Origin of the sequence: Pedobacter sp. KBW06 (assembly GCF_003852525.1) — a bacterium.
Lineage (GTDB): Bacteria > Bacteroidota > Bacteroidia > Sphingobacteriales > Sphingobacteriaceae > Pedobacter.
Window position 1 is genome coordinate 469,752 of the sequence record NZ_QAJL01000003.1, and the last position, 26,169, is coordinate 495,920.

Here is a 26,169-nt window from a genome sequence, read left to right on the forward strand (position 1 = left end):
ACCTGATTTATATATATTTATTTTATTTTTCAAAGTAAAAAAGCCATCCTTTAGAATGGCTTTTCTTGATATTTTAACGCTTATTTGCTATCTCTCGAACCTAAAGGTTTGATGATATCTCTTAGCCCTAAAGCTTTGATGATAGCACGGTAACGACCAATATCTTTTTTGTACAGATAGGCCAAAATACCGCGGCGTTTACCTACTAATTTCTGTAGAGACAACTGAGTAGAGAAATCTTTACGATTTTTCTTTAAATGCTCTGTTAAGTGCGCAATACGGTATGTAAATAACGCTACCTGACCTTCTGCAGAACCCGTGTTAGTTTCTACTTCGCCGTGTGTTTTAAAAATGTCGGCTTTCTTTTCTTTACTTAAATACATTTCTTGAATGATACTAAAGTGTGTATGGATTAATTAATTGGGTGCAAAGATAGTTTAAGTTTTAATGATTCGCAAGTTGTGAGCCCACAATTGTCATCTGCTTTTAATTTACGATGCGGGAGCAAATATAAGTAAAATCTAAACCCTATTTTTGCCCTCAGAACGAAGAAAACATGGAAAAGAACGAATACAGCATATTTGAAAGCGAATTAAAAGTACGTCCGGATGACATAGACATGTTTCAACACGTGCACAACAGCAAATATTTCGATTATGTACTTGCCGCCAGGTATGACCAGATGGAACAATTCTATAAAATGCCCATGGAATCTTTCCTTGAAAGTGGTTTTGGCTGGGTGGTCCGCACTGCCCATGTAGACTTTAAGCGCCCGCTCATCCTTGGAGATGTGATTGCCGTCCGCACCGGAATCCTGACCATTAATGAAAAAGGATGCCGGGTACAATTTGAAATTGAAAATAAGCGTACAAAAAAAATCGCATCCGATGGCTGGTTCGACTATGTGATGATCGATACCAATACCGGAAAAGGCTGCAAAGTGAATGAAGAAATGATTCAGGCTTACAGCATTTAACCCTTCCTCTTAACAGCAACAGATCAGCCTTATCCCTGAGATAGCTTTACACAAAAACGGGAACAAAAAATATTTTCTTTTTTTAAGATTTCATCATAAAAAAACTATATTTGGTACTTAACTAAACCGCAATACGATGATTGTATCTGCAGTCCGTTTAAGGTTCTAAGACCGAGGACTCCCCTCCTTCCACCAATTAAAAGGTTCAGCATTCATGCTGACAACGGTTTATTGTATCCATTTTCCCCTATTTATGTCAAATCAGCAAACGGCTTCAACAGGCAAGCTATCTCAAATTTTAAATCTTTTAAAACAGGCCCTTAAGGGTGAAGACCTTGACTTCACTCAAGGCAGTATCCGAAGGGCAGTGCTCCTTCTCGCCATTCCGATGATGCTGGAAATGGCAATGGAATCGGTATTCGCACTGGTGGACCTTTATTTCGTAGGCCACCTTCACAATAGCAGTCATGCGATACAAACAGTAGGATTAACGGAATCCGTACTAACCATCATTTACTCTCTGGCTATAGGAATGAGTATGGCCGCAACGGCAGTCGTAGCCCGCAGGATTGGGGAGAAAAACCCCGAAGCCGCAGCAAAAGCAGGTGTCCAGGCAATCATCGTCGCAGTAGCCGTTAATGTTGTCATCAGTATTCTAGGTGTCATCTATGCTTCAGACATCCTGCTGCTCATGGGAGCCTCGGCAGAAACAGCCGCACAGGGCACTCCATTCGCCAGAATTATGATGGGCGGAAGTGTGATCATCGTACTCCTTTTCCTGATCAACGGTATTTTTAGAGGTGCAGGAAATGCAGCCATCGCCATGAAGAGCTTATGGATTGCCAATATTGCCAATATCATCTTATGCCCGATCCTCATCAATGGCTTTGGCCCGGTTCCGGCATTTGGATTAACCGGTGCCGCAATCGCGACCACCATCGGCAGGGGCATCGGTGTTTGCTATCAGGTATATCACCTGGTAAGTGGAAAAAGTTTATTAAAGCTTCACCTGTCCTATTTCAAACCTCATTTTGAGCAAATAAAAGCCTTGTTAAAAATTGCCACCCCTGGAATCTTTCAATTTATCATCGCTTCCTGCAGCTGGATCTTTCTGGCGCAACTGGTAGCGACCACGGGAGGAGATCATGGTTCTGCAGGTTATCAGACGGCATTAAGGCTGATGATGTTCTTTATGCTCCCGGCATGGGGAATGAGTAATGCTGCCGCGACTTTGGTGGGACAAAATCTGGGCGCAAAAAGCCTGGATCGTGCAGAGCAGTCGGTCATGAAAACCGCTAAATATATTGTAATCTATATGATTGCAGTAATGGCGTTTACATTTATTGGCGGATATTATTTTATCTCCTTCTTTACCAACGATAAGCTGGTTCAGGAAGTGGCGCTTCATGCGTTGCAGATCATGAGTCTTGGTTATATCTTTTACGGAATAGGCATGGTATTGATCAGCACTTTTAATGGTGCCGGTGATACCTGGACACCAACATGGGTAAACTTCTTCGGATTCTGGCTGTTCCAGATCCCGTTGGCCTTCCTGCTGGCAAAACATTTTGAGATGGGACCAACAGGTGTATTCATCGCTATTCCTGTCGCAGAAACAGGGATCGCAATTGCGGGGTATGTGCTGTTTAAAAAAGGCAGGTGGAAGACGATTAAGGTGTAACCTATTTCTGGTCCTTAATTAAGGTCTGGAAAAAAGAAGCATTACCACTCAAAGGCTGGAATCTTTTGCGCTGAAAAAGCGCAAAATTTCCTAGGCCTTTTCCTGGAACGCATCTTTTTTTGAGAAATTAAGTTCCGGACAATAATGCGTAAACCGTTCCTGGGAGCGGAAAACCGGCGATAGTTTAAGGCGAAATACGAATCGGGAGCACATATTGGTGTGGTTCTGATCTGACTATAAATCTATTTGGTTGTTCTATAGGGTATAATACATACTTTTGGTTGAACAAATCAAAAACAACAATGAGTATGAAGAAAACCTTTACTAAAACTATTTTATCATTTGCCTTTCTGGCGCTCGTTCTTTCAGGGAATGTAAGTTATGGTCAGCAGAACAATGATTCAGAAACCGGGAAACACCTGGTGAAATGGAACGTTGCTGCCCTGGCACTTAAAAATTATTCTTTTCAATACGAGCAGGCAATCGGTAGAAAAACATCTTTAGCTCTTGGACTTAGGTTTATGCCTAAATCATCAATGCCATTCAGCAAGTTGCTTAAAAATGCAATTGATGACGACCAGACCTGGGAAAGTATTAAAGATTTTAAAACAGGAAACTTTTCCATCACTCCTGAGTTCAGGTATTATTTTGGAGAAAGTGTTTTTCAGGGATTTTATGTTGCTCCTTTTGTAAGGTATGCAAGGTATAATGCAGATCTTCCATTTAACTATGAGTACCAACAAAATGGAACCAATATTAAAGGTAAAATGGACTTTAGCGGAGGTGTAGACACTTTCACAGGAGGTGTGTTGATTGGAGCACAATGGAGCTTAAGCAAGTCCATCTCGCTTGACTTATGGCTAATCGGACCAAATTATGGCTTTGCTTCCGGAAATATCGCTGGTAAGAAAGCGTTAAACTCAATGGAACAAGACGAATTGAGAAAGGCACTTAACGACGACCTCGGTGACCTTCCTCTGGTAAAAACCAAGTATACGGTTGACGGTAATGGTGCCAAAGTGGATTTCGATGGCCCATGGGCAGGTTTAAGATCTGGTTTGAGTATCGGATACCGATTCTAATTTCAATAGCTGTTAAAAAAGAAAGCGTGTTGTTAGTTACAACACGCTTTCTTTTTTTTAAGCCCAGGTTAGGCCATAGCGATCATAAACCTGCTAAAACAGGTTTAATTCTTCTCGGAGATCCTGTTTCTCTTTATCGGAAATCCTGATCTTCTTTATCAGAAACGTTGCTCATCTTTCTCCAAAAACCTGTAACTCTTTATCATAAATCCTGCTTAAATAACTAAACATCATACAATTAAACGCGTTTTCAGGTGTCCTTTAATTATTGCAGGATGATTAAAAAACTGAAATCCTCTTTGAAGACATTCGAATATTTGCCCTTCAGCAAAGATTCGGGGATGAAAAGAGCGATTACAGTTTTTACACCACAGTACTTATCCTATGGTCTCTTTTACCAGTTTCGTATAAAAATCATTGAGTTTCATTCCCGCCGCAGCTACCTGCTGAGGAATAAAACTTGTGGCGGTTTGTCCAGGAATTGTATTGATTTCAATAAAGTAAAAATCACCCTCATCTTCCGTCAGGATAAAATCAATACGCACCACGCCACTACAGTTCAGTTTAAGGTAAACCTTTTCTGCGATCTGGGCTACTCTTGATTTTGTTTCGGCTTTTATTGGTGCTGGTGTCGTTTCCGTAGCTACCCCTGGTGTATATTTCGCTTCAAAGTCAAAAAACTCTTTTGCGGTTTCTACTTCAGTGACCGGCAATACCATTATTTTTCCATCCAGTCTGACTACCCCTACTGTAAACTCCCGGCCGGAAATAAACTCTTCGATCAGCAACTGATCATCTTCCTTGAAAGCTTTGTCTATTGCCTTTTGCAGATCGGCACCATGGGTAACTTTACTCATTCCAATGCTGCTTCCTCCATTATTGGGTTTCACAAAGTATGGGAGTTTGAGGTCTTTCTTAATCTGCTCTATGCTATAACCTGTATTTTTAAAAACCTGTACCGATTTGGCGACGTTCAGGTTTTCAATCCCTGTCACAATCGATTTTGTATAACCTTTATTCATAGTAACGGCCGAAGTGAGCGCATTACAAGTCGTATATGGAAGGCCGATCATGTCAAAATAGCCCTGCAATTTTCCATCTTCACCCGGGGAGCCATGGATTGCAATAAATACGCCGTCAAATGTAACTTTTCTACCTTTAATGTTCAGGGAGAAGTCGTTACGGTCAACTTCAATTTTCAGGGAGTCTGCAGGTTCATAAAACCAACCTTGCTGGGTTAGCATAATTTTATAAACATCAAACTTGTCGGCATCCAGATTTTGGGCGATAGTGGCTGCACTTTTAACCGATACGACCCACTCACCTGTGGTACCACCGGTTAGTAATGCTAATGTTTTCTTCATTTTTAAGCGTGTTAAAACCTATTAAAAGTAATAAGTTAAATGTATGCACAAATATAAATTAGTTGGTGCAGATGTTATTTTAATTCCAATAAAATATTTTTTTAGTCTAAATTTGGGCGAAATACAATAAGAACGAAAAAAACACCTATGAGCAAATTCATATCTTACCTAAAGACGAAATCCTTTAGAAACAACTTTATTGCCGCGATTGTAACTGTAGTGGTGATTGTACTGGCTGCTTTCTTTAGTTTAAGATATTACACCAAACATGGCGAGGGATTAAATGTGCCTACATTAAAGGGGCTTGCATTTACACAGGCGGTAAGTAAGCTGGAGTCTCTTGGGCTTCGTTATGAGGTAGACTCTGTTTTTGTGATGGATTCGCCTCCGGGAATTGTGATTGATCAGGATCCCGAGGCCAACACTTTTGTGAAAGGCAACAGAACGATTTACCTGACGGTAAATGTAGCCCTGGCACCTAATGTTAAATTTCCGGATATCGAGTTTAAACCTTTGAGAGAAGCACAGGCGCTGATTGAGAATTACGGGCTTAAACTTGGGGATACCACTTATAGATCTGATGTGAGCAGGGATGTAGTTCTTCAGGCATTATTTGGGGGACAGCCGCTTAAAGCTGGTGAATCTTTACCTAAAGGTTCCAGAATTGATTTTGTGCTGGGTGATGGAAAAGGAAACGAAGAAGTTGACATTCCTTCTTTAATCGGGCTGACTAAAGATGAGGCTGTTTTTGCTTTAAAAAATGGAGCAATGCTGACTTTAGGTACAATAACTTATGAGGGAGAGATCATAGACAGCGCAAATGCCGTTATTATCAGACAAGATCCTTTCCTGACAGACTCTGTTTCGAAAGTTAAAATAGGCACACCGGTAAATATTACCTTATCCAACAAAAAATAATTTACGATCATTTTATGACAAACGAGAAAAGCTTTAAAACAAAAACTAAGGTAATATTAGGGGCATTACTGGTCCTGGTGGTTATTGGAGGTTATTACGGATTACAGTTCTATAAGGTTTACTTTGCACCTAATACAACAGGAAAAGAGAAATTTCTTTATGTAAGAACAGGACATACACTGGATGATTTATTTGAAGAAATTCGCCGCAAAGACATCCTGACGGATATCGGAACGTTTAGTCAGGCTGCAGCAAAGATGGACCTGAAAGGCGCTTTGAAACCGGGACGTTATAAGATTGCCAAAGGAATGACGAACCGCGGTTTGATCAATATGCTGAAGGCAGGAAATCAGGAGCCGGTAAAGCTGAAGTTCCAGAACATCAGAAAGAAAGAGAATTTTGCCGGATACCTGGCTAAAAACCTGGAGTCTGACTCACTTACTTTTATCAATTTGCTGGATTCTGCAGCATTGATTGAAAAATATGGCTTCAATAAAGACAATAGCTATACGATGTTTATTCCGAACACTTACGAGTTGTACTGGAATACCTCCCCTTCTGAGTTCTTTGAGAAAATGCAAAAAGAATATGAGAAGTTCTGGAATGATTCGCGCAAGGCGAAAGCAGCGGCTTTAAATTTAAGCCCTATCCAGGTCTCTATCCTTGCTTCCATTGTAGATGCGGAGGCTTTGTATGATAAAGAAATGCCTATTATTGCAGGCTTATACCTGAACCGCTTAAAAAAGGGAATCCTGCTTCAGGCAGATCCGACAGTCATCTATGCAAATGATGATTTTACGGTAAAAAGAGTAACCAATGCCCTTTTACAGGTTCAGTCCAGATACAATACCTACAAATATGCAGGATTGCCTCCGGGACCAATCATGATGCCTAGTATCAACGCAATTGATGCGGTATTGAACAAAGACAATAACAACTACATTTATATGTGTGCGAAAGAGGATTTTTCTGGTTATCATAATTTTGCAGTTACCGTTCAGGAACATGAGATCAATGCGAAAAAATACAGAGAAGCTTTAAACAAACGCAACATTTACAAATAAGGATGTATACACATAGCACTAAGGTTAGGGTACGCTACGGAGAAACGGACCAGATGGGATACGTATATTATGGCAATTATGCAGAGTATTATGAGGTGGCGCGGGTAGAAATGCTGCGAAGCCTCGGAATGGATTATGCCAGTATGGAAAGCAGCGGAGTGATGATGCCTGTTTTAGAGCTGAATTGTAAATACATCAAACCGGCATTATATGATCAGGAGATTACCATCAAAACGACAATTCATGACCTTCCGGGTGTCCGCATACATTTTGTATATGAATTGTTCAATGAAGCGGAAGAACTGATCAACATCGGAAAAACAACGCTGGTATTCGTAGATATGGCGAAAAATAAACCTTGCTCTCCTCCTGAAAATTTCATGGAAAAGTTAAAGGGATTTTTTAATTAAATTTGATAGATGGAGTGGGTACATAGGCAATTATTAAAAGTCAGGATTTATGCTTTGTTTATCGCCTGGACCAAAGTATGTGTACTTCCTGGTTTCAGCCCGCTCCCGCTTTATACTGTTGCTTCGTTTTTTTTCAAAGAAATTGGGAAGGATTCTTTAGTCAATAAAGCTTCTTCCCTTGCTTATAACTTCATGCTGGCGTTATTTCCTGCCATCATCTTTCTCTTTACCTTAATTCCATTTATTCCAAGGCGTATAGGCTTCCAGAAGCAACTGATGGACTTCATCGTACTTATCCTGCCAGCTGATGCTTACAGGGCCTTTGAGACGACCTTAAATGAGATCGTGAACAAGCCTAACCGCGGATTGTTATCCTTTGGTTTCTTTCTGTCCTTATTCTTCGCTACAAATGGCGTACATAGCCTCATGATGGCTTTTAATAAGTCGTCCCTGATCATAGAGACCAGGACCTGGGTAAAACAACGCCTGATTGCGATATTGTTGACTATAGCCATTGCCCTATCCGTAATCATCTGTATCGTGGCCATGACGATTGGAGAGGTGGCACTAAATTATATCGACGGTGAGCTGAACATCAAAGGGAACTTTATTGCCTACGTGATCCAGCTGACCCGCTGGTCGCTCCTGGGCATCCTCTACTTTGTAACGATTTCCATTTTATACAAATACGGACCGGCACATGCGAAGAAATGGAAATTCTTTAGTGCAGGCTCCTGTCTGGCTACCATTCTCGCATTTTTGACGATCTGGGGTTTCTCTTTTTACATCAACAATTTCAGTTCCTACAATAAAGTATATGGTTCCATCAGCACTTTAATTGTCCTGATGATCTGGCTTTATCTGAATTCTTTGATCTTATTGGTCGGATTTGAGCTCAATGCGAGTGTAGATTTGTCGAAAAGAAGTGTAAAAATCATCAGGCCGAACTTCAATATGTTCAAAAAAACGCCTTCTGACACGGATAATTCAGAAAGATAAAAAATTTTTCTAACTCATCTTTAAGGGCTTATCAAGTTTTCGTTAATTTATCTGATTCATAATTTGCAGAATCAAGCGGTATTTGTACTTTTGTCGCGGAGAGTTGGCAGAGTGGTCGATTGCGGCAGTCTTGAAAACTGTTGACTTGTCAAAGGGTCCGCGGGTTCGAATCCCCCACTCTCCGCCAACATGGTATCAAAACCAACAAAAAGCCTGCAAATCATACGATAGCAGGCTTTTTCGTTTTTATCAGGTATCAAAATTCTCATTAATTCATATAAGATTGGTGAGTGATTCGGTGAGTAAATCTTGAAAAGGAAATGACTCACCAGAAATCAAATATCAAACTGATATTGAACAGGTTACAAGACTAAACATCTTGATTCTCAATTACTGCAAGGCTAAATTTGTTTACTTTTTAATGTTTAACATTATGAAAACCAATTTCAGCTTGCTCTTCTACATGAAGAAGCCAAAGAATTATCAAAAAGGCGTTGCCCCTATCTATTTACGCATTACTGTGAATGGTAACCGATCAGAAGTGACCACCGGACGTAGTTGTGACCCCTCCAGATGGAATGCTCGTGTAGGCAGGGCAAATGGTAACAAAGAAGAAATCAAGACGCTAAACACCTTCTTAGACCATTTACAGATCAAAGTTTATGAAGCCCACGGTCTTTTAATGGAAGCCGATGAAATGATTACTGCCGAAACGCTGCGTAATAAATTCCAGGGCAAAATGGAAAAGTGTATGACTTTGATTGAAGTCTTTAAAGATCATAACCTGAAAATGGAATCATTGATTGGAAGTGAATTTAAGAAAGGAACGGCGGAGCGTTACCGCACTTCATTAAAACACACAATAGATTTCTTAACCTGGAAATACGACCTCATAGATATTGAAATCAAAAAAGTAGACTATACTTTCATTTCTGAGTATGATTATTACCTCCGTTCTGTCCGTAAATGCGCAAACAACTCTGCTGTAAAGTACCTGAAGAACTTTGGCAAGATTATCCGAATTTGCCTTTCCAATGGCTGGTTAAAAATTGATCCGTTCTTAAACTACAAACCTAAAGTCAAAAAAGTAGATCGGGTTTACCTCAATACTGAAGAGATTTTGTTGATGACCAATAAAAAGATGGCAACTGAAAGGCTTACCCATGTAAGAGATATCTTTTTGTTTTGCTGTTATACTGGACTATCATATATAGATGTTAAAAATCTAAGGGGGATAGACATTGTAAATGGCATAGATGGCGAGAAGTGGATTTCCATAAAAAGAGAGAAAACCAACACCCCTGCACGCATCCCTTTACTGCCAATGGCCTCCACCCTATTGAATCGATATCAGGAAAACCGGATCTGCTTAAATACCGGAATGTTGTTTCCTGTTTTAAGCAATCAGAAGATGAACAGTTATCTAAAGGAAATAGCTGACTTCTGCGGTATAGACAAACCCATAACCTTTCATATTGCTCGGCATACATTTGCAACAACCGTTACTCTATTGAATGGGATTCCCATAGAAAGTGTTTCAAAAATGCTCGGACATACAAATATCCAGACTACTCAGCACTATTCAAAAATCCTGGATATTAAGGTTGGTGCTGATATGGCGCTGCTGAAAAAGAAATATGCAGCGATTTAATCTGTTAGGCTACACAATATTTAAGGCTTCTTAACGTCTTTATATATGAGAGCGTTAATTTATAAAGCGGGAATGGTCGGAGATCATTTCCGCTTTGTTATTTTACCTGCATAGATTGTAGGTTTCTATTTTAAGAATGGATGATATTTCAATTGTTCATCATAATCATTCTGGTTGAGAAATGGCCAAATATCAAAATTACCAAGGTTTTGAAATTCCAAGAATGCTTTTTCTTGTTGTTTCCTTATGTCTCGGTAGTACTGACCAAGAGAAAGAATAGTCAAGAGAACTTCCCCCAATGAAAATTTGAATAAGGGACTGTTAGTGTCAAAATATGGCCATTCATATTCTTTATCACCCCGAAGGAACAATATACAACGAGCGATTACTTTCAAGCTCTGTTCTGGTAATTTGTCCGCCCCTCTTAATCTATGATTTCTCGTATCATCGTATAATCCCCAGCAGAGTTCAAGCATAGGTTGAATTATTTTATCGTCAAATTTGGCGTCTTTCGATTTATAGTATTGCTCCGGCAGCCAGCCATTCGTAACGTCATCCATAAGATTATCTTCAAAATCATCATTTGAAATAAGCCCAACGGAGAGATGTCGTAAATGAAGGGCGAGCTTTCTTCTTCTTTCTATGTCAACCATAATAGATTAATTATACAAATGGCTAAGCTAAGGACTGATCAGTAAAAAATCTTTCATGGAGCACCTCAGAATCTCAGCGATCTTGTTTAAATGATTCAGATATAATTTATCAAGTGTTTTATTTAATGCCTTTAACACGTTTATAAAGCCATGAAGCCAAACGCTTGAATGGCTTCTCCATTGTTTCTTGATATTGAAATACAACTTTATTTCTAACAACCATTTTGTATTTGCCAATAGGTTTGTGATCACACTCATCTTCTAACCCCATTTCATAGAGCCGCTTCAAGATTACCTCATCTTTTCCCCCATATCTGATTCCTGAAATACAGGAAACTGACAGGGCATTTATGGCTCTGTCAAGTTCTTCCGGTGTTTGGGGTTGCTTCTTAAAATAGCAATGTCCATACTCAAGCTTTGAATGCTCAATTAAGTCAGGAGCTTCTGCCTCTGGAGCTCCGCATGCAGTACAAACTTGATTCTCAACGTAAAAGTCTCCATCGGAGTTCTCTGGATATTTGTTCAACTGCCCTAAACTACAATTATTCATTACCGAGATCTTCATAATCCTCATTAAAAAACTCACTTAAGGTCACACCGAAGCAATTTAAAATATTGATCAATGTGCCAATAGTTATATTGGCGCTTCCAGCCTCATACTTACCATACTGAGAACGATTCAGGTTATTTTCATAAGAAAACGTATCTGGACTTGTGTAACCTTTGGATTTCCGAAGGCTTTTAAGTCTTAAACCTATTTTCTTTAGCTCTTTTTCACTTGTTAAAAGATTCTTGTTTGCCATGAAATAAAGTAAAGAAAATACTCCATTTTAATACACTCCATAAAAAGAGTATTTTTATTTGGAGTATACAAGCTATATCCTTATCTTAGAGTATTAAATAATTATATATGCGATAATAAACAGTTATTAAGACATTAAGGGTCTTGCGGTTGCATTTCTGAAGCCGTAACGCAAGACAGCAGAATACCAAGCCTATTTACTAATATGCTATATTTGCATATTCCTAAAATAGGTGCGGGACTGCTGTACACTCGTGTTACGTAAGGCTTCAGAAACTTTTATGCAACCACGAGATGCAGTTCCGCACCTATTTCTGCATCTCCAGGGCTCAATTAATTTTAAAAATTATGAGCAACAAAAGAAACCTTCGGTACAATCAGCTTACGCATAAGCAGATCTTAAACCCTCACACCTTCATTGCGGACTTTTGCAGATATGAAATTGATATAGAAGCCTTCCGCACACAAATCCACGACCTGATTCGCTCAGCGTGCAGCACCCTACAACACGGTAAAAGCGAAGAGTATTTTTATAATTACAGATGTTTACTTAAACTTTTAGAAGCCGGACACATCTTCTTTTGTAAAGGTACAAAATTCTCGCTTCATTGTGCTTCTTCCAATGCCTCACCTTGTGCAAAAGACCTCACCCGCTATTACAACGTATTAATAAGTACCCATTTTAAAAGTCTTTCTCAGGAAGAGATTAAAAACACCCATTGCTTTTTTAAAGATTTTTTCAGTTTTCTAAGCCTGAACGAATGGCGGTTAATGTTGAGCCGGATTGTTGAATATGCCTATCGTCAGACGACCATTGATGAAGTTATTGAGGATGGAAGTGCGATGGTGCTTGTAAAAGAATATCTGGAAAAGCTGATAGAGGTTATCTACCTGATTGACATTACGCAAACTGTACTCTATGTAAGCAATACCACCACCGTAAACTAAAGTCATATACACCCTTAAAACTAACGTTATGAACGAACAGATTAGCAAATACAGGATCAATGAATATTTGTACAACCTAAACGTATGGCAATACCGCAAAGCAATACAACTTCTTCCAAAACTATTGGGTGTTTCCTTAAACACATTTCACAATTATAGGAAAATTCTGGTCGATGATGTTCAGGACATTCCCTACGAGAAAGTAGTCATCATGGAACAATTGTTTGACTTTGAGCCGGGAACACTGGCAAGCCAAAATCCGGAAGCCCGTAGTTTAAAAGAACTCCTCCATTGAGTGTTAAGCTTCTTACCGCCTGTTAGAGCAGAGGCTTTTTCCGTAAACACCAGAGCAAAATCCAATTGGGCAATGAGCGCAAGGGATTTTGCAGGCCGAAAATGCGCGTGGGGCAAAACTGCCCTTGTAAAATCCACCACCATTACCGACTAAGCCCTTAGCCTTGGCCCTGATTTCGACCTTTCCGTTTTTTTCTTCTTCTTTTTTCTGCTTCCTCCACCGGGTTTATGTCTAATCCGGGACTGTACACTGGCTCCATCAGAATCTCAAAGAAATCGGAAGCAGTCTTACCTATGCTTTGAAACATATCGGCTGTAGAATGGAAAAGACCTGCTGCCACCTCTTTTGCAAAATCATTCGCGATGGATTTGGAGTGATAATTTCGTTCTGCACCAAATTCCAATGCACACAACTGCTCTTTTTGTTTTAGATCTCCATTCTTATGGATATTGGCATAAGCCATGGTATCTTTTAGTTGTCTGTCGAAATGAAACAATTGATCAAAAACAGTTTCACCGGATTGCTTAAAAGCTACCCGGTGAAATTGTCCTAGTTTTTTGGAATGGCCTTCGTTCTTTCCTTTAGAATTGTTCATAGGACTCAGTTTAATCTTATTGGTCGCATCCTTACGGCTTACTATAATCTGGATGTGCATCTGCTCACCTTCTTTACGTTCTCCACGCTTTTTAACGCCCTCTAAGACTTCTTTATCTTTATAACCATAGTAACGGTAATTTTCTACCTTACCAAACCACATGAGGTCTTTAGCGCTGTCAATTCCCGTACGTTTAAAATTCCTCGCATATTCATCCATTACTTTTTCCGCGTACCGTTTCAATTGATCCTTAACTCCTGCTGCTCCAAACCGCTCTTTCAGAAAGTTTAATTCCTTTTGACTCGGGCTGATATTGATCAGGAAGAATTTAGCATCAGTTTTACAAAGCTTTGCAATATTACCATCAATAGCCCTTCTGACTTCAAAAGGCTCGATATGCTGGCTATTGTGATTAAACCAATACTCAGGTTCTTGTTTATTGTACAACCTGTTTTCCTTTTCCAGATAACTGGTAAGCTCACTACTGCTCCCTTTATTATTTGAGGTTTCACTATCGGTAATATTGATATACATATCACAGCTTAGCAACTTGTTTCCGGGTATTATCAATCAGCACCTCTTTATCTTTGCCGGAAGTCATCAACCCAAAAGATTCCCTTAGTCTGATATAAGTATCCAGGATACTTAGAAACTTTACTTTTAGCTTTTCCTTCTCATCCACTTTATCACTAATCCCTTTTATAAATTCCTGAATTCTGGTAAGGCTTAATACTTGCTGGTTCTGGTTCTTTAACGCGTCATTATTGTATTGCAATACCTGACTGTTGAAACAGCCCATTATTGTCTTTTGAGATTCTACCATTCTGACCACATCCCGTTTAATGGGAATGAGTAATTCTGCTTCCTGGGTTTTAATAAAACCGATGTACTCTTTCTGGCCTTTTAATATGGTGCTTTTCAAAAGCTCATCGTTCAGGTCCTTGGGATCTTTCTTACTTCGATAGAAATAATCAACCATCTGGGTAAAAATCAAACGCTTAGACCTGCCTAGTTTCAAGGCAACCTTTTCAAACTTGATGGCATCTGATACCGAATATTTTACTGTTCTTAAACTCTCCTGCATATCAGTATATCTTTATAGCTATATGATTGTATAGTTGTATAATCAATTATTTAGCCCCCTCTAAGGGGATCGCTTTTCTTTTACTAATGTGCTTTCAGCACACTAAAGAACCCCTGGAGGGTTCTTGAAACACCGTTTGCAAGGTATACGGCAAGCAAGTAGGGCCACTGCCCAACTTCCGCTTGCTCCTTTTCCCAAAAAAGGAAAAGGACATAACCTGCAAGAAGCTTACCCTTCATGATCCACATCAAGATCATTTAACAAAGTGATCTGACTGGCCAAAGTTGGATGATAAGATGGCTGGTAATCTATGTACCCGTTACTAACCAGGTCTTTCATGCATTTGTGGTAGGTAGCAAAAGAATGAATCACTGAGTGCTTCATTAGCTCTCTTCTTGAAACACGGAAAGGATTTTGGCATAAACCTTTAGTATAGCACATGAGTATGGCCGAATAAAGGCTGAAATGTGATTGATGGAAACGATTGTTTTTACTGGCCAGCTTTAAAAAGCATGTGAGTTGTTTTCCTGTATCCATCATGAGTTCCCAATTTCGCCCAACAACTGAACAATATCACTGTAGGCATAATAGAATATACCACCTACCTTTTCATACCGTAGTATTCCCTTAATGCGCAAGTTTTGAAGTGTGCCGGATGAAATCTTTAGCAGATCTCTGACTTCGGAACTGCGAAGCCATTGTTTGGGTTGCACATCCTCTGATTTGATGGCTTGTTTAATTTCCTGAATAAGTTCGGTCTTGAACTTTAACAGTTCTTCCCTTGTTAGAATCTCGATTTGCATATTACCTCCGTATTAAGTTTACGAAGCAAATGTGGGTCATAAAGCCCCCGAAACCATGACCATAGGTTTAACGTGGTCATATGCAAACCCTGAACCGGTTGTTATTTTTTCGTTCCTTTTACAGGTACTATTTCAAAAAGCTTAAGTTCTGATTGAATGGAAGTTCCTTTTACAGGCTCATCACCTTTTCTGCTCACGTAATAATTACGCAATGTTTCAACAGGTATATCATTACCTCCATGAGCGAAATATTTACTGAGCATTCTGGGATAAGCAACCTGATGATCGTATTTTAAAAGATTTCCACCACCGGGCACCTCCAACTTCTCCATTTGTTGGAATAAATCAATCACTGTGGTTAGATAACCTTCTTTAATCCAAATCTTTTGAGAGACTTCATATACCTTAATTTTATTCCATCGAGCTTGAAGTTCTTCAATCTCCTTCTTTTGCTTCTGAATGATCTCTTCTTTTTCAGCAATAACAAGGTGTGCAGGCCTTACATTCCATTCGTCAATACTACTTAGGTAACTCTGAAATTGTTGTAATTTTTCGATCCTAAATAAATATCGGTTGTGATAAGTAGAGAAAGGGTCTTTCTTTTTCAAGTTGTCAATTCTATTCTCAACAAATTCCCATACTTTAAAAAAGAACGTCTCTTCATTACAAACATTGTTTTCTAATGTGTGCGCAAGATGACACATATAAAAACTCTCAAACTTATCTTCCCCGAGCTCGTATATTTTATTTAAAAAATGATTGTCTTCATATTTTTGCCAAGGACCGATTAGATTGCCAACATCATATGGATGTGGTGAAAAATCAAAAACCTTTCGTGGTTTAAAATAACTCTTTCTCATAGATAATAAGATTAATTCATAGACTATAATCTCCTGAAATGCTAACTTTATACGTTATCTCTTCCGCATTTAGTTTTTCAAATATTTAAACTGCCTTCAACTCCAATTAAAAATGGTAAGGTTAAACCATTTTTCTCGAAGATTCATTAGAACTGCTTTCCAAAGCTTCATTTATCTTTCTACTTTAAAATTACTGCAGGTGCTTTACAGGTATGGTATTGTCAATACTTCCAAATATTGAATTCTTTTCAAATAAAAGGTTCTTTCCTCATTTCTTAAGTGGCAATAACCTGTTAAGTAAAGCAGATTACTTTTATCGATAGGATTCTCCTGAAAATACGAACGACTAATTGTTCGTATTGATATTTCATCATTTTTATTCTTGTATTTTATCCTTAGATATAGTTTTTCTAAGTGAGCCACTTTAATTTTGGCAATTAAATCTTCTATAATTCTCTCAATTCCAAGGTAAGACATATCAGCTTTAGGAGAGACAAACTTAATTATGTCATCAATTTTCTTATAAACAGAGTCGTTTAAAATATTTACGTCAATATTTTTCCTCTTAACAACATCATACGACCTCAAAAAATAAAAACCACTCCTAAAAGATATGAGTTTAGGCTGCAGGATAAGTGTCTCGTCTTCTTCTCCTTTCCACAAAATATGGCTCTTATCAGAAATAAATGAATTAATTTCTTTTAAAATGCTTTCAGATAAGGGCTCTAATAATTCCAAAACCTCTATCGGAAATTCAATTTCAGAAATCTTATCGTTATGATTATTGTAATAAAAACATTTAACTTTCTTGTTGCAGTGCCAATAATCCTTGGTAAATGATTTTTTTGAAGTATTCTTTGGTATAAAATCTTTAATAGATATTACATGAAAAACTGGGGGTAAATATGTCAGAAGTGCAGATTGCGTATTTTTGGAGTCAGCATTTGAAAAAGAGCCCTCTTCAACAGAAAAGGTGGATTTTCTTTTTTTTAATTCAAACGTGGTTGATTTCAGTAAAACCATATCCCCTTCATCAATAGTAACCTTTCCATTGCCAAGTGTTTCTTCATTTTTTATAGCTTTTAGATGGACATCTTTGAAGCTACCTTCTTGAAGTGTATTTGATCCGCTTGAAAACCATATACATTTAAATATAAAATGATCAACTGTAGAGTTATTGTTGTTTTTTATTCGATAGATTTCTTTAATCATCATAATTGGTGGTAATGAATTATGATCACCAGTGATAATAATTGAAGTTAGATTTTCAACATAGGCATGTGATTTAAGAGTAACTAAATCACCAATTTTAAGAGCATCATAAGTCATTCCTAAAATTATATATTATAAAGCAAAAAAACATATATTTGTTTAAAGTCTTGCAACTGAAGGATCGATCATTTAGTATGGGTCTTAAAATTTATTAGATTAACTATTATATGAAAAAGAATAATAGGGGAAAGATTGCATCGGTTAAGACACTTTGGACAAATCGCTACTCTATAAGCTCTTCCTACTGCTGTTATAACAGTTAGGATGCTTAGAATTAGCAAAGTACCATGATGAATTACCATGTACTCAGTAAAGATATCGAAGAAAGTTGATAAATGCTTCATAATTGTAAGTATTAATTGAACGGTGAAACCGAATCCTTTATTGGACTAGCTAGCGTGACTCATGTATTTGGGTAATGACCTTTTTTTAAGTATGTTCGAGTTTATCCGTTACGCTGTAGGTATGCAAGACTTTATTTTTACACCAAAAGATGATACATGGCTTAAAAACCGGGGCTATCTTCACCTTACAAAAAAATGGAATACCCAAATAAAACGTAGAGAAATCTATAGTAAAGTCCAGGATTCATCCTTTGTTCAAAAGCATGCTTTTTTTCCTTTGTTACATGCTATAATCAAGGAAAGAAAATACAAAAAGCATCCACAAACGCAAGAGCGCGGTCATGTACACAAGTTAACAGATGAATTCTCGGTTAAACATAAGCAAACCGCAAAAAATAGGCCATTACATTATGCAACGCATATTGATGCATTGATTTTTAGCTTTTACGCTGCATGGCTAATTGACCTTTATGAGAAAAAGCTAAAAGAGAATTGGGAATTATCCCAGTCTATAATTGCTTATAGGAGAATCCCTCAGTCTGAAAAAATACTCAAGGGCAAGAGTACCATTCACTTCGCTAATGAGGCATTTAAAGAAATAAAGAAAAGATCGGTAAATGGATGTGCAGTACTAATGTTCGACATCGAAAGCTTTTTTAGCAGTCTTGATCATACAAGACTAAAAGGCGCATGGGCTAAGTTATTAAACCGACCTATGCCCAGTGGCGAGATCTGGAAAACACTGCCTGCCGATCACTACAATGTGTTTAAAGCATGTACACAATTTAATTATATCCTGAAAGATGACCTACGTTTAAAACGAATTAAACATGGTAGACGAGCGGGATTTGATGAAGAGAAATTAGCTTCTATTAGAAAACAATATGGAATTGAGGCTTTTTTTGCTAATCCTGCACAACTAAGAGCAGCAATAAACACAAAAAGAATCCGAGTCTTTTCCAAACAGTTCGTTGACAAGGATACTGGAAAGCAGGTAGGTATTCCACAGGGTTTACCAATCAGTGCTATATTAGCCAATCTGTACCTGCTAGATTTTGATTTATCTATAATTACAACCTTAGTTAATGAACGTAATTGTTATTACCGCCGTTACTCTGATGATATCCTAATCATATGTAAACCTGAGGAAAAGGAAGAAATAAATAAAATCGTACAGGAGAAAATCTCCCAAGTTAATCTTAAAATAAGCAAGCATAAAACTGAGACATTTGAGTTTCAACAAAGCAAATCTTTAAAAGGAAAACCACTCACCTATTTAGGTTTTGAATACAATGGTTTAGAGATTTTTGTAAAATCTGCAAATTTGGCAAGGTTTTACCGAAGAATGATTTATGCAGTCAAACGAAAAGCTGAAAGAGCTGTAAAAATTTCTGTGGCTTCAGGAACTAAACCAATTATCTTTAAGTCTAGGTTGGTAAAACTATATAAAAGGGTTGATTTAGATTCGGAAAGAGACAAGCCTTTTAAAATAAAGCGACTTGTGAAAGAAGATAATGGGAATTATGTGTACAGGCGACCAGAAGCTGAACCGAAGAACGCCGAACGTAATAAAATGGAGGATAACAAAACTAAAAAATCAAACTACATTTCTTACATGAGGCGGGCTACCAATACAATAGATTCTGAAAAAATCTTCGGTCAAATAAAAAAACGGAAGGTAATATTTCATGAGGCAATGTCCAAACATGTTAAACGTCTGGTAAATAAGTATAAAAACATTTAACCGAAGTATTCCCTAGAAAACTACTATGAGAGAAACGCAAAATTCAAAAAATTATTAATCTTCCATTCTTAAAGTTCTTTTTTATAATCATCGAAAGATATTTCAGATAACACTAGTAGTTTTTCTAAAGTCTCTTTTTGTGTCCCCTCCGGAGTAGCAGTATGCTGTACAAAATGTAGCCGAAATAGCTCATCAAAGCTCATGTGTCCAGCCATCAAATTTGAACTTGTCTGATTTTGGGCGAACATCATTCTATTTTGTTCAAGATAATTGAGATAATCAATCAGCATTTGTTCCATAAAAATCATATCCCTTTGGCCCAAGGCCATATCAAGCAAGACAGAAAGGTTCATCACAGTTACGGGCATGATCTCATAACGCAGATCGTGTACAGGAACTATCTTTTCAAATTGTTCATTCAAATATTCATTTACACCCGGCATACCAAACATAAAATCATGATGTAATATAATAGGATATATCCTGACATTCTCCTCTCCTTCACGAAGAAATGATGCTTGATCAAAATGAAACCCACCACCAATAATGACGTTAATCTGATCTCTTAGCTGGGTAATTCCCTTTTTCTTTTTCTTTGCAGTCAGTACAAATTTTTCATCAATATACTTCTTAAGCTCTGCTACTTCAGGGTAATTGGTTAGCTGCTCATTAAAAATATATGCTTTATACTCAAATAAGAAGATCATTTTACCAATTCGGATGTAACCATCAGGTACGTCTTTACTGTTGTCATCAAAATGAAGCACATTAGCATTTTCATTGACGACCATCGTGAGCAAAGGTTCCAACAAGCTACGCTCCAGTGCTCCTGAAACATCAATACAGTATTGGTTAAATGACAATCTTTGCTTTAAACTTGTCTTGTGATAAAGTTCAAAGAATGGCCCAAAATATTTTTTCCGCAGATAAAAATCAGGATCAATGACCATATACCCTCTTTCCGGTTGAAGATACAATGGAAATTCCTTTATGGAACGCATAGAAAAACTCGTGATACCGTTAACTTTATTTATGGTCTGTGCAATAAGATGCTCCTGTTTGATCCCAACATTTGGCAATAGATAAGTTAATTTTCTTAGCATAGCATCCGGATCATCATTCTGGATTACCTTATTAACTTGATTAAAACTTGTCAGCAGCTGGCTTATACTCACAAATCCATTCTTATTCAGATATGCTTTTAATTCCTGATAATATTCGAGTTTCGCATGTTTTAAAAAGCAAAACAGCTTATAAGTTTCAAAAATGATATGAGGGCGTTCACTAAATTCAAACTGCGGTAAAATAGGTTTCCAGATCAATTCATATTTTGAACTCTGGAATCCATCTTCATGTTTCTGAAATTTGATATTTTCGTTGTCTTTTTCATTTACAATTTGGACCATTAAAAGATAAGCTCTAAAAAAATCGAACTCCATAGCTTTCCCAGAGAGAGAGTCTATTGTACGGAAATGATTCAATTCCCGAAGTATCATTTCCAACAAATAACGTCTGCCAAAAATCAAACCACTAAAATTCTCATTTTTTGTGGCTTTAAAAACAGCAAATGCTTTTTCTATACGATGAAAATCAGACATATCAAATGTTTTAGCAAGAGATTTATAAATCCTATCTTGCAATTTGAATTTATCTTCTGGAGAATTGAGTTCGTTGATCAGTGCAATACAAACAGTTATAATAGTATCTGACGGTATTTCTTGTACAGCCACTTCATAGCTATTTAAATCATCAAATAAATCGGCGTAATTGGGTACAGTATGATTTTGCATATTTTATCCTCTTATAACTTTGTTCATTCTTTTCCTGAATTCTTCAAATGCTCTATCTTATCATGCAACAACTCAATCCGAGATGGCAAAACAAACAGATATTCAATAAGATAATCAAGCAAATCGATCATCAACGTTGTCACTTCCTGATCCGGCTCTCTCTCCAAATCAAAATGTGCCCCTAAATTGCCACCTTTTCTTATTGCATCTGCAATAGTCATAATCGGTTTATTGAAATCTACTTTATCTGGTAAAGCCCTGAGTCTATTAGCCAGATTTTCATTTGGCTTGCTATCTGGGACTAGCGTATGAGCAATCCCCTCAAGAACTTTCCGACATAACGTAGCCGTAGCAGACCACTCTCCTGTATTATATACATTAATAGCTGAAGTATAAGCTCTTTTTAAAGACTCAGGTAAACTATCATTTTGATTCATTCCTTTAATTGGTATTCTAGCAGTTGCCCCAGGAATACTAAAAAGTTGTCCATTTTCTAATTTTTTAGGCTCATCCATATCCCCAAAATAGACAAATCGCACTTTCCCTTTACAGCCAGGACATGATGAAACAGTATAATTTGAAACAGTATTAAAGTTAACCTTCCATGTAAAAGGAAAATGAACATTCCTTTTACAAAATGGACACACTATATTAACTGCTGCAGGAAGCATGTGTAAGCTATCTTGGGTTGTTCCCACATAATTTGTTCTTTCAATTGGTTCCATATAAAGCGTTGATCTAAATTATAAAGATATGCTTTTTGATTTACTCATCCCCCCAAGCTTACTTACTGAAAATGCGATTAAAAGAGATTTGAGTTTTTTTGTTATAAATTAAAGCCTCACTGAAGTTACTATGTACCTTGAGATCTTGAGCTATTAGAATTGATGATATTTAACCATCATCACTAGGAGCTTTACAAGCCGTCGGAGAAATGTGATTAATTATTTTTGTTCCTCAGCTAGATTGTATTCATCTTAGTGCAACTTTATATAAACCGCATCTCAATATGTTATTGACTACTATTTTTGCTGGTCTTGCCAGCTTTTTACCTGAGGCACTTGCCGGATATTTTCTTGGTAAGGGGATGGACAAATTCCTTAATTCAGATACATATTTAAAAGATGAATTGCAGGATGTTATACAGGAGACGATCACTGAATATGCGGAGGCAGACGCACGTAATTATGGCCGGAAGCTTCCATTTTACCATTCTGTAGGTATTCTGGAAGGTCTGCTTAAATTTCGAGTGATGTCTCCCGGCGATTATGATATTAGCTTATTATTACTGGCAATGGAAAATGAACCTGATATTGTACTTCCAACAGCAGTTGAACTGGATACCTTTTATTCCCTTTTTATGAATAAAATCGCTCAGTCCGAATCTTTGCGTAAACTGGAGATCAAAGAAGGATATAGTCAGGAGGTATATAATGTTTCCCAGATGATCAGGGAACTCACGGCGCGTATTGATAACCTTGCTCAATTATATACCGGTGATCTGGAAGTGCAATGGAAGGATCGTGTAGATACCTATGTAAAAACGTTGCAGGACTTTAAACCTGCCACCGCCTTAAAGTTATTAGAGAGCCTGGAGAATAGTTTACAAACCAGTTCTAAACGACCGGAACCGCCATTCATGGCATTTCTGGAGTTTCAGAAAGGACAATGCTTGGGATTTCTGGGACGTACGAATGATATGCACAAAGCAAAACTTAAAGCTTATGGAATGCAGCCCAGTAATATTCTGTATGCGCAGTCCGCTGCTATTTGCCTGTATAGGATGAAAGATACGGCTGAACTTAACAAAGTTATCGCAGAGATTTTTGCACTGGAGGCTTATAATCCGGTAGGTTGGGCTATTAAAACCCTTACTGTTGCAGCTCAGGACTTCAACCGTAGTTTCGAAGCCGTTCCTATATTTGTGCGAAATGACATTACTTTTCGTCGTGTCTTATATAATGAAGCTGATCAGGAACTAGAAGCGACCCTTGAGGACGATAACTTATTGCCTAGCTGTTTGAACTATCAGGAAAAGGAACTGACTATTGATGGATATAATGAGGCGATCTTCTGGATCAATGCTGCACTTAAGGAGATTTTCCGTGTGTATTTTGTCAATTACTATGAAAATAATCAGGTACACCGGGCAGAAATGACTAAGCTAAACGTTATGTTATCACGGCTTCTTGAAAAGGTCTCAGGATCAGAGCTCGCTGGTAACTTTGAGCGTATGGAGTTCTTGCTCATTTTTACACAGTTTAGCTTATCTGGAGATCAGCAGAAGGCAGAAGAGTTAGAAGCTTTCTATCAGCGTATGTCGGATAAACAGGAGATTTTTGCTATTCAGACTGCAAACGCATTGCAACTTAGTAGTTTGGAGGAACGTGCAATAAATGTGCTGGAAAGCAAGCCTGAATTGAGTCCGGAGGCACTGTTGTTATTGCTTTTCACCTATCAAAAGAAAGACGACATGTCTGGCTACTGTGGAGCATCTAAGCGATTTGCTAAATCAATACAGGTTTTTGAGAACAAATATTTAATACTGTATCTCAATTTGATAGTCGAACTCAGTCTACATGGACAGATTGGAAATTTCGTAAAAGAGGACTTTCTAGCAGATAAAACGTTTGGTAATGCGGAAGATGAAAAAATGGTAAATGCGGTGGTTGCACTAATTTTTGGTGATAGAGATCTAAAAGCAAATACCTACCTGGAGCACGTAGCTTTAACATCTGATGATGCTGTATTGGTCGATCTTTTAGGTTCGGTGTTTTTTGCGGCTGAGGTTTATGAATCAGCGCTGAATATCCTGGCAAGAAATCTTGAAGGAAAATCAGCTGGAAGAACCTTGTATCAATACATTCATGCCCATAGTAAAACAGGTAAAGATTATAAGGAACTGTTGTCATTGCTGGAAAACTGGCGGCTCAATTTACCATTTAGCTCTCAATTTTGCAGGCTTGAGGCACAACTAAGACAGGAACTAGTAGAATGGAAGACAGTCGCGGAAATTGGTAGATATTATCTGGAGAATATACCTGAGGATTCTGCAATGCTTGCTTCCTATGTGCACGCCCTGCACTTGCTTAATAATGCGGAATCCATTTTGGAAATTTCTAGGGTACCTGAGCGTGCAAAGCTGGTGGAGTTCCGCAGGCCGGAAGAGTTGATTTCAGTTTGTCAGATCTTATTTCTGCATGGAATGCAGCAGGAGGCGTTTGAATTACTATACCCGCAGGCGCTGTATCCTAACGCCATAAAAGTTCGGGGGGCATATACGAATCTGGTTCTACAACGAAATGATGTTCTGCCTTTTTTTATAGAGTATGATGTGGTGGAGCGGGGCCATTTTGTCAAATATGTCCGGGAGGGAATTACCCATTATACTGAGCTTGATGATCAAGCACTTTCACATCCCGTATATAAATTGTTCCTGGGAAAAGCAAAGGACGAGGCTATAACGGTACCCAGAAAATTAGTGAACATTATAGATACTTTTACTATCAAACGGATCATGAACAAATATCTAGCTTTGTTTGATGAAATTCTCAATCAATCTAAGGAAGACCCCCATGCGGGTCTTCCATTTACGACCTTAGACTTTAATGAATTTGGGCCTGATGGCTTCATTGGCATGATGCAGTCCATGTTCGGTGAGCGGAACCAGATTACTAAACAGACAAGTGATGCTCAGTTTAATGCCTATTATGATGGGAGTTTATCCTTATCCGAATTGGTGTCCATTCAATATGATCAAAACTATGTCCTCGGTTATTACAGCTTGGTCCGGTACCATAAGGGTATCAGTACAGTAAAACAACATGCGTTTAATCAGCATACTTTAAGTGAAGATAACCGAATTGTTATCGATTACAGCAGCTTGTTGATGCTTTACCAGATCTCCTTATTTCATCAGTACGATTTCAAACAGAAGTTTATCTTGTCCAGATATATTGCTGAGCGGATCAAGTTTGAGTTGAGTACGATCCAATATAAAGCAGATCGTTTCGGGGCAGCAGGGCCAGATTTAGGGCGTACTGCAATCAATGATAATTCTTTTGATTTTTTGAAAGACCAGGAAACTTACTTACAGGGACTTATTGCCTGGATCGATCAGCATTGCGAGGTGGAGTTATCGGATAACACTATTGAATTTATTAAGAAAGCCGGAGTAACGGTTGGAGAAAATGAAGTCTTGGATGCAGCGATGAGTACGTTCTTATTGGTTACTGATAATGATAACAGGGTTTTAGTTACTGATGATAGTTTTTCGATTCGCATGAGCCTCTTACCACTTAACCGTTTGGTTAGTATGGAACATTATCTGAAATCGATGCATACTTTAAAAACGACAGTATTGGATGAACTGGTCAGGAACAGGTACATCCGGTATTCACCTACTGCTGGACAGCTTGATGTAGAATATGTAAAAAAAATAGCCGGGCAGTACTCCCATTATTCCCTGATAATTGAAGGTCTTTCTCTAGTGAACTCCCGGATTAATTTAGATACGGCTATCAAGCATATGAAAGATATCGCATTGAAGCCAGTGTTGACCAATGAGCAGGTTGTAGCTGCACTTTCTGTAGTTTTTGTCAACATATTAAAAGAATGCACATCTACCGTTGTCGAGTTGGTCGGTCAGAAGACTTATCTGGATTTTGCTTTATTAGGTGGAAGACAAGATGATGTTGCCTTAGCTTTTGAAGACGCACGTCAGATCATTTTTGGGATTCATAACTACGAGTCCTAAAAAACAGGTATTAGTGTAATATACATCTAGTTTAAAGGTGCGGACGATTTTGATATTGCATAGGCTACAAGATTTAAC

Annotated in this window: 26 protein-coding genes and 1 tRNA gene; 13 read left to right on the forward strand and 14 right to left on the reverse strand. The window is 38.0% G+C overall.

Annotated elements, in window-relative coordinates; all coding sequences use genetic code 11:
• Positions 1-80 precede the first annotated feature (80 nt).
• Positions 81-383, reverse strand: a complete 303-nt coding sequence (gene rpsO, locus DBR43_RS16815) for a 30S ribosomal protein S15 (protein WP_124582841.1) — start codon at positions 381-383, stop codon at positions 81-83.
• A 173-nt stretch (positions 384-556) separates the two neighbouring features.
• Here rpsO and DBR43_RS16820 point away from each other — a divergent pair, with 173 nt between their 5' ends.
• From DBR43_RS16820 to DBR43_RS16830, 3 genes are all read left to right on the forward strand, one after another.
• Positions 557-976 (forward strand): acyl-CoA thioesterase, encoded by a 420-nt coding sequence (locus DBR43_RS16820; protein ID WP_124582843.1) that lies wholly within the window; start codon positions 557-559, stop codon positions 974-976.
• A 253-nt stretch (positions 977-1,229) separates the two neighbouring features.
• On the forward strand, positions 1,230-2,657 hold the full coding sequence (locus tag DBR43_RS16825; RefSeq protein ID WP_124582845.1) for an MATE family efflux transporter: 1,428 nt from the start codon (positions 1,230-1,232) through the stop codon (positions 2,655-2,657).
• Positions 2,658-2,965: 308 nt separating this feature from the next.
• On the forward strand, positions 2,966-3,739 hold the full coding sequence (locus DBR43_RS16830; protein WP_124582847.1) for a DUF3575 domain-containing protein: 774 nt from the start codon (positions 2,966-2,968) through the stop codon (positions 3,737-3,739).
• 377 nt (positions 3,740-4,116) lie between these two features.
• On the opposite strand, the gene DBR43_RS16835 is transcribed toward DBR43_RS16830, so the two are convergent.
• Positions 4,117-5,103, reverse strand: a complete 987-nt coding sequence (locus tag DBR43_RS16835) for a D-alanine--D-alanine ligase (RefSeq protein ID WP_124582849.1) — start codon at positions 5,101-5,103, stop codon at positions 4,117-4,119.
• Between the two features lie 147 nt (positions 5,104-5,250).
• On the opposite strand from DBR43_RS16835, the gene DBR43_RS16840 reads away from it, so the two are divergent.
• The 6 genes from DBR43_RS16840 (at position 5,251) to DBR43_RS16865 (ending at position 10,145) form a co-directional block, all read left to right on the forward strand.
• Positions 5,251-6,021, forward strand: a complete 771-nt coding sequence (locus DBR43_RS16840; RefSeq protein ID WP_124582851.1) for a PASTA domain-containing protein — start codon at positions 5,251-5,253, stop codon at positions 6,019-6,021.
• Between the two features lie 14 nt (positions 6,022-6,035).
• Positions 6,036-7,085 (forward strand): endolytic transglycosylase MltG, encoded by a 1,050-nt coding sequence (gene mltG, locus DBR43_RS16845; RefSeq protein ID WP_124582853.1) that lies wholly within the window; start codon positions 6,036-6,038, stop codon positions 7,083-7,085.
• Between the two features lie 2 nt (positions 7,086-7,087).
• Positions 7,088-7,495, forward strand: a complete 408-nt coding sequence (locus DBR43_RS16850; protein WP_124582855.1) for an acyl-CoA thioesterase — start codon at positions 7,088-7,090, stop codon at positions 7,493-7,495.
• A 9-nt stretch (positions 7,496-7,504) separates the two neighbouring features.
• Complete coding sequence (locus DBR43_RS16855; protein WP_124582857.1) at positions 7,505-8,494, forward strand: YihY/virulence factor BrkB family protein; 990 nt, start codon at positions 7,505-7,507, stop codon at positions 8,492-8,494.
• Between the two features lie 97 nt (positions 8,495-8,591).
• Positions 8,592-8,681 (forward strand) — tRNA-Ser (locus tag DBR43_RS16860).
• A 246-nt stretch (positions 8,682-8,927) separates the two neighbouring features.
• A complete protein-coding gene (locus tag DBR43_RS16865) occupies positions 8,928-10,145 on the forward strand; it encodes a site-specific integrase (RefSeq protein ID WP_124582859.1) in 1,218 nt (405 codons plus the stop codon).
• A gap of 125 nt (positions 10,146-10,270) precedes the next feature.
• Here the strand turns inward: DBR43_RS16865 and DBR43_RS16870 are convergent, their stop codons facing one another.
• Genes DBR43_RS16870 through DBR43_RS16880 form a run of 4 tightly spaced genes read right to left on the reverse strand, consistent with a single transcriptional unit; the run spans position 10,271 to position 11,601 of the window.
• Positions 10,271-10,798 (reverse strand): hypothetical protein, encoded by a 528-nt coding sequence (locus DBR43_RS16870; RefSeq protein ID WP_124582861.1) that lies wholly within the window; start codon positions 10,796-10,798, stop codon positions 10,271-10,273.
• 27 nt (positions 10,799-10,825) lie between these two features.
• A complete protein-coding gene (locus DBR43_RS33525) occupies positions 10,826-10,936 on the reverse strand; it encodes a helix-turn-helix domain-containing protein (RefSeq protein ID WP_410522654.1) in 111 nt (36 codons plus the stop codon).
• Positions 10,917-11,363, reverse strand: coding sequence for a ferredoxin (locus tag DBR43_RS16875; protein ID WP_124582863.1), 447 nt, complete (start codon positions 11,361-11,363; stop codon positions 10,917-10,919). The genes DBR43_RS33525 and DBR43_RS16875 overlap by 20 nt, the downstream gene beginning before the upstream one ends.
• Positions 11,341-11,601: a helix-turn-helix domain-containing protein gene (locus tag DBR43_RS16880; RefSeq protein WP_068892279.1), complete on the reverse strand. Its 261-nt coding sequence runs from the start codon at positions 11,599-11,601 to the stop codon at positions 11,341-11,343. The genes DBR43_RS16875 and DBR43_RS16880 overlap by 23 nt, the downstream gene beginning before the upstream one ends.
• Positions 11,602-11,948: 347 nt before the next feature.
• Here DBR43_RS16880 and DBR43_RS16885 point away from each other — a divergent pair, with 347 nt between their 5' ends.
• Together DBR43_RS16885 and DBR43_RS16890 are read left to right on the forward strand one after the other, a co-directional pair.
• A complete protein-coding gene (locus DBR43_RS16885) occupies positions 11,949-12,548 on the forward strand; it encodes a hypothetical protein (protein WP_124582865.1) in 600 nt (199 codons plus the stop codon).
• Positions 12,549-12,576: 28 nt separating this feature from the next.
• Complete coding sequence (locus tag DBR43_RS16890; protein WP_124582867.1) at positions 12,577-12,843, forward strand: hypothetical protein; 267 nt, start codon at positions 12,577-12,579, stop codon at positions 12,841-12,843.
• A 157-nt stretch (positions 12,844-13,000) separates the two neighbouring features.
• Here DBR43_RS16890 and DBR43_RS16895 read toward each other — a convergent pair whose 3' ends face one another.
• From DBR43_RS16895 to DBR43_RS16920, 6 genes are all read right to left on the reverse strand, one after another.
• Positions 13,001-13,972, reverse strand: coding sequence for a DUF5712 family protein (locus DBR43_RS16895; RefSeq protein WP_124582869.1), 972 nt, complete (start codon positions 13,970-13,972; stop codon positions 13,001-13,003).
• A 1-nt stretch (position 13,973) separates the two neighbouring features.
• Entirely contained in the window at positions 13,974-14,522 is a 549-nt protein-coding gene (locus DBR43_RS16900) for a BfmA/BtgA family mobilization protein (RefSeq protein WP_124582871.1), read from the reverse strand.
• Positions 14,523-14,750: 228 nt separating this feature from the next.
• Positions 14,751-14,906: a hypothetical protein gene (locus DBR43_RS33220; RefSeq protein WP_199757072.1), complete on the reverse strand. Its 156-nt coding sequence runs from the start codon at positions 14,904-14,906 to the stop codon at positions 14,751-14,753.
• Between the two features lie 152 nt (positions 14,907-15,058).
• Positions 15,059-15,325, reverse strand: coding sequence for a helix-turn-helix domain-containing protein (locus DBR43_RS16910; RefSeq protein WP_124582873.1), 267 nt, complete (start codon positions 15,323-15,325; stop codon positions 15,059-15,061).
• 101 nt (positions 15,326-15,426) lie between these two features.
• Positions 15,427-16,185 carry a hypothetical protein gene (locus tag DBR43_RS16915; RefSeq protein ID WP_124582875.1) on the reverse strand — a complete coding sequence of 253 codons (759 nt, stop codon included), beginning with the start codon at positions 16,183-16,185 and terminating at the stop codon, positions 15,427-15,429.
• Between the two features lie 204 nt (positions 16,186-16,389).
• Positions 16,390-17,514: a WYL domain-containing protein gene (locus DBR43_RS16920; RefSeq protein ID WP_124582877.1), complete on the reverse strand. Its 1,125-nt coding sequence runs from the start codon at positions 17,512-17,514 to the stop codon at positions 16,390-16,392.
• A gap of 378 nt (positions 17,515-17,892) precedes the next feature.
• On the opposite strand from DBR43_RS16920, the gene DBR43_RS16925 reads away from it, so the two are divergent.
• Positions 17,893-19,545, forward strand: coding sequence for a reverse transcriptase domain-containing protein (locus tag DBR43_RS16925; RefSeq protein ID WP_158622523.1), 1,653 nt, complete (start codon positions 17,893-17,895; stop codon positions 19,543-19,545).
• 68 nt (positions 19,546-19,613) lie between these two features.
• Here the strand turns inward: DBR43_RS16925 and DBR43_RS16930 are convergent, their stop codons facing one another.
• Positions 19,614-21,335: a hypothetical protein gene (locus DBR43_RS16930; RefSeq protein WP_124582881.1), complete on the reverse strand. Its 1,722-nt coding sequence runs from the start codon at positions 21,333-21,335 to the stop codon at positions 19,614-19,616.
• A 23-nt stretch (positions 21,336-21,358) separates the two neighbouring features.
• On the reverse strand, positions 21,359-22,060 hold the full coding sequence (locus tag DBR43_RS16935; protein WP_124582883.1) for a DUF4145 domain-containing protein: 702 nt from the start codon (positions 22,058-22,060) through the stop codon (positions 21,359-21,361).
• Positions 22,061-22,344: 284 nt separating this feature from the next.
• On the opposite strand from DBR43_RS16935, the gene DBR43_RS16940 reads away from it, so the two are divergent.
• Entirely contained in the window at positions 22,345-26,091 is a 3,747-nt protein-coding gene (locus DBR43_RS16940) for a PIN domain-containing protein (protein ID WP_124582885.1), read from the forward strand.
• Positions 26,092-26,169: the final 78 nt, after the last annotated feature.